Consider the following 16,414-nt stretch of genomic DNA (forward strand, 5'->3'; position numbering starts at 1 on the left):
ACTTAATCGATTCCAATGCGTCAATTGTTCCAGACAGTCTCCCTCCTTTTGCTGGCCAGCCCGGCGATGGTGATGGGCCAGACAGCGAAGGGAAACTATTCTCCTCTTTCCCTAAAAGACCTCAGCGCCTTCGAAAGCGCCGCCCCCAACTGGTCGATACAAGGTGGTATTACCATACATCCTTCCGGTGCTGCAAAGCCGAAGACATTGGCTGGCGAAGGCGTCCTGATCGGCAGCCCGGGAACGGTGCTTACCACCAAGCTAAAAGCGAGCGACCTCAGGCTTTCCATCGAATTCAACGTTTCGCCGGGTGCCGAAGGTAACATTATCCTGCCGGGTGGTCAGAAAGTGAAGATCTCCGACAGCAGTAAACAAAAAGTAGCCGACGCTTCCACTTCGGGTTACATCGGCCAGTTCCCTACGCAGAATGCGGCCAAATCCGCCGGACTATGGCAGACGCTCGAACTTTCATATGATGCTTCGGTCCAAAACGTTCCTAACTCGGCGAGGATAAATGCGCTTTCGCTCAATGGTGTGACAGTCCTCGAAACGGTTTACCTTCCCAATTCCAAAACGGCAGCTGATGGCCAGCCGATCGCGTTCGAAGTTACCAAAGGGAGTATCGCGTTTCGCAATGTTGGCTACCAACTACTTGCTAACCGTAAACCGTTATCCATCAGTAATTTGAATTACAAAGTATATTCAGATAAATGGGATGCCAAAGAATATAGCAAGCTCGATCACGAAGGCCAGTCGCCTGTACTAACGCAGGAAGTGACCAACGGTATGCGTGAATTTCATCTCGTATACGAAGGTGATATCGACGTTAGTGAAGCAGGTGATTACATTTTTACGACCATATATTCGGGGCCGGTATTTTCACTGGATATCGATGGAAAAAATGTAGTATCGTCAGGCGAGGCTACCTCACAGGAAACCCATACAGGCTCAGCGAACTTATCGCAGGGTAAACACAAAATCAAAATCTATTACTCGCGATTCCCATGGCGGCAGCCTGCTTTGGGCTTGCGTGTAGAAAAGTCCGGCGTGCGCCCTTATGATTTGCATACCCTTTCATCCCTACCCGAGCCTGAACCGAAGCCCTACATCAGCGTGACACCCGATATGCGTCCCGAAATGGTACGTTCATTTATTCAATTGGAAGGTGAAAAATCCAAACGCACACATTGTATCTCTGTGGGCAGCCCGGATGGCTGGAACTATACAGTGGACCTGAACCGGGGCGCATTACTACAGGCATGGCGCGGACAGTTCGCGGACGTTACCGAAATGTGGTATGAACGCGGCGAGCCGCAATTGCTTTTCCCCGCCGGTTTGAAAGTACACGTCTCAGGCCGCAGCAGTGTCGCCGTGCTCGATAATGGTAATGCAGCATGGCCCGACTCTTCGAACATCAATTTCCTGGGCTATAAAATTGATCAGAAAGGCTACCCTGTTTTCCGTTATGCGATCGGTTCGGCGACCGTGAGCGACGAGTTGGTATCGGGTGGCAACAGTCTTTCGCGGACATTCCGCGTGGATGGAACACCTTCTGGCTCTTTATATTCGCTGCTGGCTAGCGGAAAGCAGATTACCGAAATAGAAAAAGGACTTTATCAGATCGACGACCGCTTTTTTGTGCAGGTCGATAAAAAGGCCAAGGCAATTGTCCGTCCGGCTGGCGAAATGAAGGAGCTTATCCTCCCGGTTTCCAATGCAACCAGCTACTCTTTGTTTTGGTAAAAAACTTAAATATCTGATTTCTATCAATGAAAAATATACTTTTAACTACCCTGATTACCGTCGGCTCCATAAGTGCTTTCGCGCAATCGAAGCCCAATAAAATCGACGATTACTACCGCATTATCACCATTCCCATTCCCGAAAACGTCAGAATGGAGGTGGGCGGCATGCAGGTACTGCCAGATGGTCGGCTCGCTGCTTCCACCCGTCGCGGCGAAGTATGGCTGATCGGAAACCCATATCTCAAAGGCGACGGTAAACCTTCGTTTCACCGTTTCGCGGAAGGCTTGCATGAGCCGCTGGGCCTGTATTACCGCGGCAAGGACTTCCTCGTATCACAACGCGGAGAGGTGACCCGCCTCGAAGACACCGACAATGACGGGGTAGCCGATATTTACGACTCATTTGCACGCTGGCCGTTATCCGGTAACTATCACCAATATTCCTACGGCCCGGTAGCTATGCCGAACGGTGAAATGCTCGTTACCCTCAACCTCGACTGGGTGGGCCGTGGTGCAAGCCAGTCGAAATGGCGCGGATGGATGCTGAAATTAGGCCAGGATGGCAAACTAACGCCCTGGGCGACAGGGTTACGCTCCCCTTCCGGTTTCGGGTCCTATAAAGGCGATATTTTCTATACCGAAAACCAGGGCGACTGGGTTGGCTCGGGTCGTATGACGCATTTGGAGAAAGGCGATTTCGCGGGTAACCCGGCCGGTTTGCGTTGGGGTAAAGAAGAAGGGTCCCCGGTGAAACTGACTCCCGAGGATGTTCCCAGCACGGGTGAACCACTCTACGACGTTGCCAAAAAGGTCCCTGGCCTTAAACCACCTGCTGTCTGGTTCCCGCATACATTGGTGGGTATTTCCACCTCGGATTTCAAAGAAGACGTTACGAATGGCGCATTCGGGCCGTTTACGGGACAAATGTTCGTGGGTGACCAGGGGCACAGCATCATTACCCGCGTAGACCTCGAAAAAGTGAACGGCGTATGGCAGGGAGCGGTGTTCCCATTCCGTGAAGGATTTATGTCGGGTATCCTGCGGCTCGAATGGGGTCTCGACGGCTCGCTCTTCGTAGGCCAGACCAGCCGCGGATGGTCAGCCACGGGTAAGTCCGAATTTGGTATCCAGCGACTCGTATGGACCGGCAAAATGCCCTTCGAAATGAAAACCGTGCGGTCGACGCCGGATGGTTTTGAAATCACCTTCACTAGTCCGGTTGATAAAAAGGCCGCTGCTGATCAGGATTCGTACAAAATGAGCAGCTTCACCTACCGTTACCACCGCACCTACGGCAGTCCGATCATCAACACAGAGGAAGTGCCATTGAAAGGCATCATCGTGTCGGAAGATGGTCTTCGTGTGCGTTTAGTAGTTGATCCCGCTGCCTTGCGCAAAGGTTATATCCATGAGATTAAAACCGAAGGCGTGAAATCGCCGGATGGCAATAACCTGCTGCATACTACTGCCTATTACACGTTGAACGAAATCGCTAACGGGCAAGCTGCGAATGCTTCCCAGTTTACAACAACTGTGAAAGCCGCCGCTGTCGATCACAGCGCGCATACAATGCCTGCTAATTCCGAAACGGCTGCCAGCACTGCAGCTTCGGCCAAACGCGTTACCGAGATGCCAGCCAGCTGGACCAACGGGCCTGACCAGGTAGTGACGATCGGGACGGTTCCAGGTCTAAAGTTCGATATTTCAGAAATACAAGTGAAAGCGGGCAGCAAAATCAAAATCGTGTTCAACAACAACGACGATATGCTGCATAACCTCGTCATTACCAAGCCAGGAACGGTGACTGCGGTAGGCGAAGCGGGCCTGAATCTCGGTTTGAAAGGAACAGAGCTAAACTATGTACCGAGAACGAACGATGTCCTTTTCCACACCAACATCGTCGAGCCTGAAAAGTCGGAATCGATCTATTTCGTAGCGCCGAAACAGGCCGGCACATACCAGTACGTTTGCACATTCCCCGGGCATTACACACTCATGCAGGGCAAACTCAAAGTGGTTAAATAAACCATGCAATGCAATTCGTGAGCGGGGCGGGCTTCACCGCCCCGCTTTCTTCTTCCCCAACGTCCCTTACAAAGAATAATTAACGCCCAATCGCAAGGAGAATGCCCTTACAGCCTACTTTGATTGGTATAATTCATTGATTTAATAAAACATTGCCGTTGCATTAAGGATTTGAATCAGGAAGAAAACATATCGAATGGCAGTGAGCTGAACATCCGGCTCTGGCAACGGTTCAAGGCAGGCGACTCGGAGGCGCTCGGGCAGCTTGCCCAAACCCATTACCGGGCATTGTACAACTATGCCACGAAGTTTTCCTCCGACCCTGATTTCATCCGCGATACCATTCAGGAGCTTTATCTCGAACTTTGGGAGCGCCGTATTTTTCTTTCTGAAACTGCATTCGTCAAATCCTATCTTCTCAAAGCCCTCCGCCACAAACTCATCAAGGAAAGTATCCGGCTCAAACGCTTTCACGAACCGCAAGTAGCGACTTTCGATGCCGATCTGTCCGATCCTTCCATCGAAACCCATATCATTGAAGCGGAACACATCCGATTCCAGAACGGCCACCTCAAACGCATCATCTCACTGCTCTCCAAACGCCAGCAGGAAATCATTTATCTCCGTTTTTACCAAAACCTAGACAACGAAGACATCGCCAGCGTCATGGGCCTCGGCCGCCAGAGCGTCTCCAATCTGCTCTACCGCACATTGAAAGAGATCAAGGAAATATGGGCACCGGCTGAGTTTTTTTGGGTGTTGCTGGTGTTTTTATCGTAGGATGGAGGAAGGGGAATTTACGCGAGCGCTAATGCTTACTTATAATACTTTATTTACTTTTTAAATTTATTATACTTTGTAAATATAACTATCATACAATACTTCACCACCTTTCTATACTTTAACTTCCGTCCTCCCTTCCTTCATCCTCCCATTCCTCTCATTTATAACTTTTTCAAAAAAATTTTAAGTTTTTTGGTTATAACTGCTTTTAAAACTGACATACTACTTTAAAGAGCATTCAGTGCTTCGGACCGTCCGCTTTGTTATGACATGAGTTTACACCGAACCTTTACAGTAGAAGAGTTGGCTACGGACGACACATTCCGTCTGTGGGTGATAAATCCGACGCCGGAGATCGACCGCCACTGGCAGCAATGGCTTCAACTAAATCCCGATCGTGCGGGTGTGGCGGCGCGTGCCCGTGAGCTGGTACTCGCCGTGCATGACCTTTATAAGGATGATCTTTCGGACGAAATACTCAGCCAGGAGATCGCAGAGATCACACGCATTGCCGAAGAGCGTAACATCCCCTTTTACCAGCGCGCAGTATGGCGGGCAGCGGCCATACTGCTGCTCACCGGTGGCCTCAGCTGGTTCTATTATACCACGCATAACACCATAACTCCTGCCGGAAAAAGTACCGAAATCACTTTGGAAAGCGAAATGGTGACCAGGACCAACCAAGCCGATGTGGAGATAACAGTGCTCCTGAGCGACAACAGCGTGGCGACACTTTCCAAAGGCAGCAGCATTAAATATCCACGGCATTTTTCGGCCAGCGAGCGCCGCGTTTACCTCACGGGCGAAGCGTTCTTCGATGTGGCTAAAAATCCAAACGTGCCATTTCTGGTCTACACGAATGAAACCGTGACAAAAGTGCTCGGTACAAGTTTCCGGATTAAGGCATTTGATGGCGACAATACCGAAATGGTAGCCGTGAAAACAGGCCGTGTTTCAGTTTATCCTAAAAAAGACTACGAAATGCAGCACGGTAATGCCAGGCTGGCCGGTGTAATACTCAATCCAAATCAGCAGGTCGTTTTTAACCGGAAGGATAAGAAACTGGAAAAGGCTGTCGCGGCCAATACCGGAATTTTGGCAGAATCGATGTTGCTAAAAGACCAGGTGTTTGATGATCAACCTGTTACAGCAGCATTCGATGCGCTGGGCAAGGCTTACGGAATCAGCATCGATTACGATAGTGCATTGCTGACCAACTGCATGATCAGCGCACAGTTTAAAGACGAAAATCTGAAACAACGGTTGAATGCAATATGCCAGGCCATCGGGGCCGGGTATGATATGGAGAATGGTCGGGTTATGATCAGTTCCAAAGGATGTAATTAATGGGTTAGCCAACCCGCCTCAAATTCTAAACCCTTTTCAGAACTAAAATCAGCTACCATTAATCCTTCGATCTGCCTATGACAAACCTGTGACTCTGCTTTTCCCCTGAATGATAAAGAGCCAGTGATGATTGCGCCATCACCGGCCCTGCGCCTCCCCTCGCTAGGATGACCTCTGCGGCGATACAGGAGCATTCTGTCCCATCATTTCAATTCTGAACAAAACTTTCAAAAGCATGAAAAAACACCGACATCTATCCCGGCTACTTTACAGGGCTATGCGAATATCACTATACCAATTATTTATTGTCTTACTCTTTGCCACTGTCGCATCAGCAGGCACCGTTGGGGCACAGGATATTCTGAACCAGAAGATCACGATCCAGGTTAACAATCTGGAAATGAAGACCTTATTAAATAAACTGAACAAGCTGACACAGTTGCGTTTTACATACAGCTCTTCACTGATCAAAGCGCAGCGGAAGGTTTCGCTGAATGCCATCGACCGTCCGCTCGGCGACATCCTGGACGATCTTTTCAAATCGGCCAACATTACGTACAAGATCGAGGGCAAACAGGTGGTGCTCATCAAAAACACGGCCGAACCTGGCAGCGCATTACCCGAAATGATCCGCAACCAAAGCGCGATCGACCGCAACATCACCGGAAAGATAACAGACGAAAAAGGCCAGCCCCTACCCGGCGTGAGCATTGTGGTGAAAGGCACCAAAGCCGGCACAGCCACTGATACGGAAGGGACCTTCCAGCTCAGCGTTCCCGATGCGGGTGGCTCGCTCATCTTTTCTTATGTGGGTTACACGCCTCAGGAAATACCGCTTGGCAACCAGTCGACTTATGATATTTCAATGACGCCCGACGTGCGCAACCTTGAGATGGTAGTTGTTACTGCGCTGGGTATCAAGCGTGATGCCAGGAAACTGGGCTACTCGACAGCCACGGTGAATACGGAAGAGCTGACGACTAACCGCACGACCAACCTGGGTAACAGCTTGCAAGGGAAAGTGGCCGGGCTAAATGTGACGCCTCCCGCGAGCGGACCTGGTGGATCTACCAAAATACGTATCCGCGGACAGTCGTCATTTGGCGGTAATAACTCCCCGCTCATTATCGTAAACGGGATTCCGATCAATAACAGCAGCGTTTCGGCGGGTGGTTCTAACGGAAATGGCACCGGTAACCCCACCGGCGGCTCTTCCGATGCGGGTGATGGTCTGCAAAGTATCAACCAGGACGATATCGAGTCGATGACGGTTTTGAAAGGTGCCGCCGCAGCCGCATTGTACGGATTCCGCGCGAAGGATGGGGCGATTATTATCACCACCAAAAGCGGTAGCAAAACCACCGGCATCGGTGTTGAGCTAAACTCGAACTTCCAGGCACAGGAAGCCTTGGATTTCACGGATTTCCAATATGAATACGGTCAGGGAGAATTCGGAAAACGCCAAACCAGCGTCGCAGAAGCCCAAAGCTCGGGCGTATTTGCATTCGGTGAGAAATTCGATGGCCAGCCTACGCCGCAATTCGACGGCAGCACCCAGCCCTACGTGGCCCACAAGGATCGTATCAAGAAGTTTTACCGCACAGGGACCAGTTTTACCAATTCAGTTGCATTATCAGGCGGCAATGAAAAAGGAAATTTCCGCCTATCTTTTGCGAATACCGATGCCAACGCGATCATGCCGAATTCGGCTTATCATAAAAGAATCTTCAACCTTGGGTTGAACTACAAGTTTACCAAAAAGCTTTCCGCGCAACTGAACGCGAACTATTCCAACGAATACAACAAAAACCCGCCCCAGATCGGTATCCAGGACATGAATGCGAACACCACCATTTATACCCTGGCGACCAGCATCGACACGGACTGGCTTAAAAACCGCAAGGATGCAAACGGAAACGAAATGCCGCTGGCCCGCTTTACCAACCGCAATAACCCGTACTGGGTAGCTTACGACCGCTTCGAGAACGTCCGTCGCGACCGTATTTTCGGTAACACGTCGGTTCGTTATGATTTCACGGACTGGTTGTTCGTGCAGGGCCGGATTGGTCAGGATTATTATACTCGTCCGTATAACTACAATCGCCCTACCGGTACACGATCCATCGGTGCGGTAACAACCGGTTTCAATGGTTACTACTATCAGGATGTGTCGACTTTCCGCGAGCGTAATATGGACATCCTCATCGGTGCCAACCGCTCCTTCGGCGATTTCGGGATCGACATTACTTTGGGTGGCAACCAGATGTTGCAGGTGAACGACAATATTTCGACGGCGGTTACTAACTTTTATGTAAGGGATTTGTACACCATTACAAATGGTCAGGTTAAGAATCCAAATTATACTTATAGCAAGAAGAAAGTTAACTCCGTCTACGGTGCTGCTGAATTCTCATTCAGAAACTTCCTGTATGTAAATGTTACCGGCAGGAACGACTGGTTTTCAACCCTCAACCCTGCATCCAACAGTTACCTCTATCCTTCTTTGAGCGGGAGCTTTGTGTTCAGCCAGGCATTTGCCAATGCGCCCAATTGGCTCACTTATGGTAAGTTACGCGCTGCTTACGCGGAAGTGGGTGGTGATACCGATCCGTATTCCAATAACCTCTACTATGGTATCAATGCGAACCCTTTCAACGGAACGGCTCTGGGAAACCTGCCTTCGACCGTCAGCCCGAATGCAAATCTGAGGCCATTGAAGGTAAAAGAAACAGAGGTTGGTATTGAAATGAAAACTTTCGACAGTCGGCTGAACCTGGACCTTTCACTATATCGGAAAAATACCGTCGATGAAATCCTCAACGTAGATGTTTCCAATACCTCTGGATTTAGCCAAACCAAAGTGAATGTGGGTAAACTGCGCAATCAGGGCATCGAGTTCCTGCTGACGATCGTGCCTGTCCGCAACGACAATTTCACCTGGGAAACCAGCTTTAACGGCAGCTACAACATCAGCAAGGTGATCGAACTGGCCGAAGGACAAGACCGCTTCGATGTGGGTTCAGGCGAATTCTTCGGCATTGTTTCGCACGAAAAAAACAAGCCACTCGCCTCACTTCGCGGTTTCGATTACAAGCGTGACACACAGGGACGCATTATCACTTCCGGGGGCCTTCCACAACAGGGAAATCTAATGACTTACGGCAGCGCTATCCCGAAATGGGTGGGTGCCTGGGTTAACTCGGTCAATGTGAAAGGTATCCGCATCGGCACTCAAATCGACTTCAAAGCAGGAAACAAGATCCTTTCCAATTCCAACTTGAATTTCTTGCGTGAAGGACTCTCAAAACCGTCATTAGTCGGCAGGGATGGTGGCGTGTTGCTGGATGGTGTTGCCAACGACGGTACGCCTAATGCAACACGTGTGGAAGCGCAGCAATTTTACACCGCTTATCGAAGCACGGGACTAGCCACTCCGTTTGTTTATAATGGTGCATTTGTGCGTTGGAGAAGCATTACAGTCGGCTACGATCTGTCTCGCTTCGTGAGAGACAAGACGTTTATCAAAGGGCTGACCATCTCCGCAATGTGCAACAATGTGCTCATGATCAAGAAATACATCGACAATCTCGATCCGGAAGCCGCCGTATCCGCCTCCGACAACCTGCAAGGCATCGAGACGCATACGCTGCCGACGACACGGAGCTACGGGGTTAATTTGAATATCAAGTTGTGAGGACCGCCGACCACTCATTCAGTCATTCAATCATTCACTCATTCACTCATTAAACTATGAGACGACTATTCATATATGCCGCGGCGCTCGCACTGTTCACCTGCGCCAGTTCCTGCGACAGCGGCTTCGAAGACATAAACAAAAACCCGGTGCTCGCCACGAGCATCGACCCCATCTACCTTTTTTCGAATGCTGAGTTCGGGTCCGCTATTGCTACCCAGTTTTATCAAATGCAGATTGTACAGCAAATCAACTCACCCTATACCGGTGTAATGGAAGGCGGCAATCACAATACGGTGTATGATCCGAATTCCAATGCGAATTTTAACTCACTGTACCTGCAAAATGGCCCGGTGAACCTGCTTACCACGGTTATCGCCCAAACTAAAGACAATCCCGCGCGCTCCAACCTGTACAATATGTCGCGGATCTGGAAGGCGTATGTGTTTATGGTACTGGTGGATACGTACGGTGATGTGCCATATTTTGAAGCTGGAAAAGCGTTTCTGGAAGGTATTAATTTACCCAAATATGACGACCAGAAACTCATTTACGATGACATTCTGAAAGAACTGGAAGAAGGTACCAAGGCGCTGGATGCTTCCAAACCCATTGAAGGCGGCGATTTGTTTTTCAAAGGCAACATTGCCCAGTGGAAAAAATTGGGCAACTCATTGCTGCTCCGTGCCGCGATGCGATATTCCAAAATCGATGTGGCCAAGGCGAAGCAATACGTGGCCAAAGCAACCGACCCGGCAGCGGGTGGCCTGCAAAGCTCCAATGCAGATAATGCGCTGATTGCCTTCAACAGCACATTCAACCATCCGTTGGCCGGCTATTTTCAGGGAACGGAAAGAGCTAATGTATACCTCGGCAAGGCTTTCGTGGACTTCCTCAAAACGACTAAGGATCCTCGCCTGCAAGTAATCGCGGTGAAGTATGAAATCCCAAGCAACCCGATTGCAACCGCCGGAGCAGAAGATACCACGCCTGCTAATCAGCAGGGAATGCCTTACGGATACAACGAATCAACGGTTGCCGGTGCACCTGATTTTCCAGGCAAAATAGGTTCTGCATTCAAATATTCCCAGATCAACCGGCGGACAGCGGGGAAAATCGATGCGCCTGAGTTCTTTATCACTTATTCCCAAACATCCCTTTTACTGGCAGAAGCTGTTCAAAGAGGCTGGGCAACCGGCGATGTCAAGGCACTTTATGATGCCGGTGTAAAAGCGCATATGGCGCAAATGACCACCTACGACGTTTTAGCCACCGTTCCCGCAGCAGCCCAGGATGAATACCTGACAGCCAACCCATTTGTACCCGCGAAAGCATTGGAGCAGATCAACAACCAGTACTGGATCTCGTCCTTCCTGAACGGCTCAGAAGCGTGGGCGAACTTCCGCAGAAGTGGCTTCCCGATACTTCCCGTAAACACTTACCCGGGTAAAGACCCGTCAGTAAAAGATTTTATCAAAAGATTGGTGTACCCTGTCCGCGAACGCTCTGTGAATGAGGCCAACTACCTCGCAGCCATCGCCAGAATGGGCCCTGACGAGCTCGGAACACCCGTTTTTTGGGATAAATAATGAATACTAACCCTTAATTTTTCTTTTATGCTTAAACAAACCTTTCTTGCGGGAGCGCTTATGCTGGGAAGTGTCGCATCCTACGCACAGGCCATCTCCCCCACTCCCGATCAGATCAAAGCTTACACCGCCGGCTGGAAGGGTGAACGGTCGCCCGACGGACGCCCCCGGGTGTCGGACGCTATCCTCGCGCGCCTCAAAAACATTTCGATGGAAGAAGCCTGGGGCGTGCTGCGCAACAAAGGCTACCACAACCAGTTTGAAGGCGAATGGCAGCTGATCCACAACGACAGCACCATGACCGGCCGCGTGGTGACCGCCCAGTACCTGCCCGCACGCCCCGATTTGCAGGATTTGGTGAAAGAAACCGGTAAAAAAGAAGGCCGCGTACAGACAGGCGGCACCAACTCCTGGCCGATCGACGTGCTCAAAGAAGGCGACGTGTATGTGGCTGACGGCTATGGCAAAATCGCCGACGGTACGCTCATCGGCGACAACCTGGGCAACTCCATTTATGCTAAATCCAAGCGCGGAGTGATCTTTTACGGCTCGGTGCGCGATGTGGAAGGTTTGAGCGAGATCAAGGGTTTTAATGCATGGATCAAAGGCCAGGATCCTTCTTACATCCAGCAAATGATGCTCACAAACATCAACACACCGATCCGCATCGGTCGCGCGGTGGTGCTTCCGGGGGATGTGGTTTTGGCAAAAAAATATGGTACGATCTTCATTCCGGCGCATTTGGCGGAAGAACTCGTACTGACGTCGGAAGTAACAGCCTTGCGGGATGAATTCGGTCACCTGCGCCTGCGTGAGGGCAAGTACACGCCTGGTGAAGTCGATACCAAATGGTCAGACGCGATCCAGAAGGACTTTCTCAACTGGGTGAACAATTACCCCGGCAAACTGCCGATGACGAAGAAAGAGCTGGATGATTATTTAAAGGAAAGGAATTATTGAGCGATGCCGGGGTATGGCGGCGGTCCGTGGTAGACCATGGACCGCCGACCATAGACCGCCGACCGCCGATTATTCCTCGTGAATTCTCAAACTCATGGACCGCCGACCATAGACCGCCGACCGCCGACTTTTACTCATGAATTCTCAAACAAATACAAAACCATGGTCTATGGTCTATGGTCTTATCGTCCATAGTCCATCGTCACTACCCCCCATCGGCGGTCAGCTGTCAGCCGTCGGCGGTCAAAAAAATCAAAACACTAACCTCATATCCCAATGAAGAACATTCTTAAACAGATCATTGAATCAAACAAACAAGTTGAAGGTGCGGAGAAAGCGGCCGCGACTGCGGAGATCGCTAACCCGACGACAAATGACAGCCGCCGTAATTTCTTGCGCAAAACTGCGGTAGGCGGCATTGCACTGGGTGGATTTATGTCGATGTCCACCGAGGATACCATTGCGCAGGCCACTTCCAAGGTGAGCCGTGCCTCGAAACCTTCGGAATTGAAAATCACTGATTTGCGCTATTGTATTGTGCAGAATGTGGGCCGGACGCCTATTATCCGGATCGATACCAACCAAGGTATTTACGGGCTTGGCGAGGTGCGTGATGGTGCCGATGAGCGCTATGCATTGTTCCTGAAAAGCCATTTGCTGGGCCAGAACCCTTGTAATGTGGAGCAGTTGTTCAAATCGATCAAGCAGTTTGGTTACCATGGCCGGCAGGCTGGTGGCGTCTGCGGGGTGGAAATGGCGCTTTGGGACCTTTGCGGTAAAGCTTACGGTGTGCCTTGCTGGCAATTGCTCGGCGGCCGTTACCGCGACAAAGTCCGTTTGTATGCCGACACGCCCGAATCGAACGATATCAACGAGTTCAAGCAGAAGATCAAATTCCGTACGCAGGACCAGGGTTATACCTGGCTCAAAATGGATATTTCGATCGGGATGCTACGAAATAATGAAGGTAGCGTGGTCAACAACAAGGTGTGGGGCGGCGGCTTTTCGCAATGGGCTGGTGATTACCATTCCTACGCGAATACCAAACACCCATTCACCGCAATTCAGATCACACCGAAAGGTTTAGATGAAATGGCGAAAGTCGTGGAGGAAGTGCGCGGCGTGGTAGGCTATGAAATACCGCTTTCCTCCGATCACTACGGCCATTTTGACCTTAATAACGGTATCCGCCTCGGAAAAGCGCTCGACAAATACCGCCTTGCCTGGTTTGAAGACATGGTGCCCTGGGAATATACCGACCAATGGAAAACCATTTCAGACGCATTGGAAACACCGACGCTGACCGGCGAGGACATTTACCTTAAAGAAGGTTTCAAAGCATTGATCGAACAACGCGCTGTTGACATCGTGCACCCCGATTTGGCATCATCGGGAGGTTTGCTCGAAACCAAACGTATCGGCGATTATGCCGAAGACCACGGTATTGCGATGGCGATGCACTTCGCGGGCACACCGGTGAGCTTCATGGCCAATGTGCATTGCGCAGCAGCAACACAGAATTTCCTTGCGCTGGAACACCACTCGGTGGATGTTACCTGGTGGGAAAGCCTAGTAAAAACTACCGACGGCCGTAAATTGATCGATAAGGGTTATGCGCCGGTGCCTTTGGAAGCTCCTGGCCTCGGCATTGAACTGAACGAGGAAGAGGTAAAAAAACACCTGCATCCGAAAGACAAATCGTTCTTCGCCCCCACGCCCGACTGGAACGAAAAACGTTCGCACGATCGGTTGTGGAGTTAGGAATTTGAAAGTTAGTAGGGCGCTCCGTCCTACTAACTTTCACCTTAATTGAGTATTTTGCGTGCTTCACTCCCTTACCCAACAGATGAAGAACATTCGCAACGTACTCTTTTACATCATTACCATCGGCGTTTTTTCGGCCCTGCTTTACTTCTTTATCCGACAGGGCACTTTTCTCGAAAAAGCCGGCCAAATTACCCAAAAACAGCTGTCTACCTCTTCCTGGGAGCAATTTAAAGACACCTTCGGGCATAATATCCACCACCCGCTCGCCACGCTCCTGCTTCAAATCATCACCATTATCATTGTAGCCCGGCTCTTCGGCTGGATTTGCAAAGTCATTGGTCAGCCGACTGTGATCGGTGAAATTGCCGCCGGGATATTTCTTGGGCCTTCGTTGCTCGGGATGTTCTATCCCGAAATCTCGGCATTGATCTTCCCGGCCACGTCGCTGGGTAACTTGCAGTTTCTGAGCCAGGTAGGGCTAATCCTTTTTATGTTCATTATCGGGATGGAGCTGGACTTGAATGTGCTGAAAACCAAGGCACAAGAGGCCATTGTGATCAGCCATGCAAGCATTATACTGCCCTTTGCGCTGGGTGTGGGATTGGCATTGTATATGTATTCGGAGTTTGCACCCGAGGGCATCAGCTTTCTTTCATTTTCACTATTTATTGGCATTGCATTGAGTATCACGGCGTTTCCTGTACTTGCGCGCATTGTGCAGGAACGTGGGCTCTCCCGCACGCGCCTGGGTATGATGGTGATCACCTGCGCCGCTACCGACGACATTACCGCCTGGTGTATCCTCGCTGCGGTGATCGCGATTGTAAAAGCGGGTGAATTTGTAAGCGCCATTTATACGATCATTCTTGCGCTCGCTTACGTAGTGGTGATGCTGCAAGTGGTAAAACCGGTGCTGAAACGCGTAGGAGACCATTATGCCTACCGGGAAGGACTCACTAAACCTGTGGTGGCCCTTTTCTTCCTGATGCTGCTGTTCTCCGCCTATTGCACCGAACTCATTGGTATCCATGCGCTTTTCGGGGCTTTTATGGCCGGGGTGATCATGCCTGCGAACCAGCGTTTTCGCAATATTTTCATTGAAAAAGTAGAAGACGTCTCCCTGGTACTATTGCTACCGTTGTTCTTTGTTTTCACAGGTTTAAGAACACAAATCGGCCTGTTGAATGACCCGCATCTCTGGTTTGTGACCGGACTGATCATCGCGGCGGCCGTCATTGGTAAATTTATTGGAAGCGCCGTAGCGGCGCGTTTCGTGAAGCAGTCGTGGCGCGACAGCCTCATTATCGGCTCGCTCATGAATACGCGCGGGTTGATGGAACTGGTCGTCCTGAATATCGGCTACGATATCGGCGTACTTTCTCCCGAGATATTCGCAATGATGGTGATCATGGCGCTCGCAACCACCTGTATGACCGGCCCTGCCATGGACCTTATCGACAAGTTCTTACCTGCCAAAAAATGGGAAGAACAGCATTCAGTCGAGCCGTCCCGTTTCTCGATCCTGATTGCGTTCGCCAGCCCCCAGGGCGGCCGCAAAATGTTCCGCCTCGCCAACAAGCTGATTGCCGGGCAACGATTTGCCGGGCAACGATTTGCGGGGCAAGGAATTTTAGAAGAGGAAATCGATAGTCAGCCAGCAGAACAACACATTACGGCGCTGCACCTTTCGCCGAGCAGCTACCTCAGCCAGGTGAATACGGAGGAATATCAATACGAAACTTTCCGACCCATTAACGAAGAGGCACATTCGCTCGACGTAACTTTTACCTCCCTTTTTAAGCCATCCCAAAACATAGAGCACGACATTATCGAAACTGCCAACGATGGCGAGTTCGATATGCTGCTCATCGGGATCGGACGATCGGTCTTTGAGGGAACATTTTTAGGCAAAATACTCGGTTTTACGTCCCGCTTTGCGAGCAGGGAGCGGCTTTTTGACACCATTAGCGGCAGGGAAAAACTGTTTCATAAAGACGTGTTTGATGAACGGACTGCACATATCATCAAATCGGTAAAGGCACCGGTGGGTATTCTTATCGAAAAGAACCTCGAACAGGTAAACGACGTATTTATGCCCCTGTTTACCCCGGAAGACCGTTTCTTGCTACCCTTTGCGGAACGCCTGGCGGCCGTGGACGGATTGCGAATGACGATCATGGACCCATCGCAAGCCGTCAGCCAGCACCTCGAGGTAGGCGATGCCTTGAATGCATTGCTGGAAAAATCGCCGGAAAATGTGACGCTCCTTTACGAAAATGCGCTTGAAAAGGATTTTTTGAAAGAAAAGGATTTGATGGTGATCAGCCTGGAAAGCTGGAAAAAAGCCGTTGAATCGCACAGCGTATGGCTTTCCAACTCGCCTTCGGTGTTGATCATACGCGGCTGAAAGTCAGAATTTATGGATTTTTAAAGGCCGGAAACTCTGCTTGACGGGTTTTTAAAAGGAATAATAAGTATTTATTTTACAGGAGCGACGCTAGCAT

9 protein-coding genes are annotated in these 16,414 nt (G+C 50.3%); all 9 read left to right on the plus strand.

What is annotated here, in order from left to right; translation table 11 throughout:
- The first annotated feature begins 15 nt into the window (after window positions 1-15).
- The 9 genes from LZD49_RS05720 to LZD49_RS05760 all read left to right on the plus strand — a co-directional run bounded on the left by LZD49_RS05720 (window position 16) and on the right by LZD49_RS05760 (window position 16,317).
- Window positions 16-1,743 (plus strand): family 16 glycoside hydrolase, encoded by a 1,728-nt coding sequence (locus LZD49_RS05720; protein ID WP_234666355.1) that lies wholly within the window; start codon window positions 16-18, stop codon window positions 1,741-1,743.
- 26 nt (window positions 1,744-1,769) lie between these two features.
- Window positions 1,770-3,770 (plus strand): plastocyanin/azurin family copper-binding protein, encoded by a 2,001-nt coding sequence (locus LZD49_RS05725; RefSeq protein ID WP_234666356.1) that lies wholly within the window; start codon window positions 1,770-1,772, stop codon window positions 3,768-3,770.
- A gap of 171 nt (window positions 3,771-3,941) precedes the next feature.
- Window positions 3,942-4,550, plus strand: coding sequence for an RNA polymerase sigma factor (locus LZD49_RS05730; RefSeq protein ID WP_234666357.1), 609 nt, complete (start codon window positions 3,942-3,944; stop codon window positions 4,548-4,550).
- Between the two features lie 273 nt (window positions 4,551-4,823).
- Window positions 4,824-5,900 (plus strand): FecR family protein, encoded by a 1,077-nt coding sequence (locus tag LZD49_RS05735; protein WP_234666358.1) that lies wholly within the window; start codon window positions 4,824-4,826, stop codon window positions 5,898-5,900.
- A 235-nt stretch (window positions 5,901-6,135) separates the two neighbouring features.
- Window positions 6,136-9,594, plus strand: coding sequence for a SusC/RagA family TonB-linked outer membrane protein (locus LZD49_RS05740; RefSeq protein WP_234666359.1), 3,459 nt, complete (start codon window positions 6,136-6,138; stop codon window positions 9,592-9,594).
- A 56-nt stretch (window positions 9,595-9,650) separates the two neighbouring features.
- Window positions 9,651-11,183 (plus strand): SusD/RagB family nutrient-binding outer membrane lipoprotein, encoded by a 1,533-nt coding sequence (locus tag LZD49_RS05745; protein WP_234666360.1) that lies wholly within the window; start codon window positions 9,651-9,653, stop codon window positions 11,181-11,183.
- Window positions 11,184-11,210: 27 nt separating this feature from the next.
- The gene (locus LZD49_RS05750; protein WP_234666361.1) at window positions 11,211-12,143 is read left to right on the plus strand and encodes an RraA family protein; all 933 of its coding nucleotides are present in this window, start codon (window positions 11,211-11,213) and stop codon (window positions 12,141-12,143) included.
- Window positions 12,144-12,419: 276 nt separating this feature from the next.
- Window positions 12,420-13,904: a mandelate racemase/muconate lactonizing enzyme family protein gene (locus LZD49_RS05755; RefSeq protein WP_234666362.1), complete on the plus strand. Its 1,485-nt coding sequence runs from the start codon at window positions 12,420-12,422 to the stop codon at window positions 13,902-13,904.
- A gap of 85 nt (window positions 13,905-13,989) precedes the next feature.
- Window positions 13,990-16,317: a cation:proton antiporter gene (locus LZD49_RS05760; RefSeq protein WP_234666363.1), complete on the plus strand. Its 2,328-nt coding sequence runs from the start codon at window positions 13,990-13,992 to the stop codon at window positions 16,315-16,317.
- Window positions 16,318-16,414: the final 97 nt, after the last annotated feature.

The sequence above is a fragment of the Dyadobacter sp. CY261 genome (genome assembly GCF_021440085.1).
In the GTDB taxonomy this organism is placed as follows: Bacteria; Bacteroidota; Bacteroidia; order Cytophagales; family Spirosomataceae; genus Dyadobacter.

Bases quoted from the DNA above. Each gene is read 5' to 3' on its own strand.
- LZD49_RS05720 (WP_234666355.1), top strand. From the start codon at position 16: ATGCGTCAATTGTTCCAGACAGTCTCCCTCCTTTTGCTGGCCAGCCCG.
- LZD49_RS05750 (WP_234666361.1), top strand. From the start codon at position 11,211: ATGCTTAAACAAACCTTTCTTGCGGGAGCGCTTATGCTGGGAAGTGTC.
- LZD49_RS05745 (WP_234666360.1), top strand. From the start codon at position 9,651: ATGAGACGACTATTCATATATGCCGCGGCGCTCGCACTGTTCACCTGC.
- LZD49_RS05740 (WP_234666359.1), top strand. From the start codon at position 6,136: ATGAAAAAACACCGACATCTATCCCGGCTACTTTACAGGGCTATGCGA.
- LZD49_RS05735 (WP_234666358.1), top strand. From the start codon at position 4,824: ATGAGTTTACACCGAACCTTTACAGTAGAAGAGTTGGCTACGGACGAC.
- LZD49_RS05725 (WP_234666356.1), top strand. From the start codon at position 1,770: ATGAAAAATATACTTTTAACTACCCTGATTACCGTCGGCTCCATAAGT.
- LZD49_RS05760 (WP_234666363.1), top strand. From the start codon at position 13,990: ATGAAGAACATTCGCAACGTACTCTTTTACATCATTACCATCGGCGTT.
- LZD49_RS05755 (WP_234666362.1), top strand. From the start codon at position 12,420: ATGAAGAACATTCTTAAACAGATCATTGAATCAAACAAACAAGTTGAA.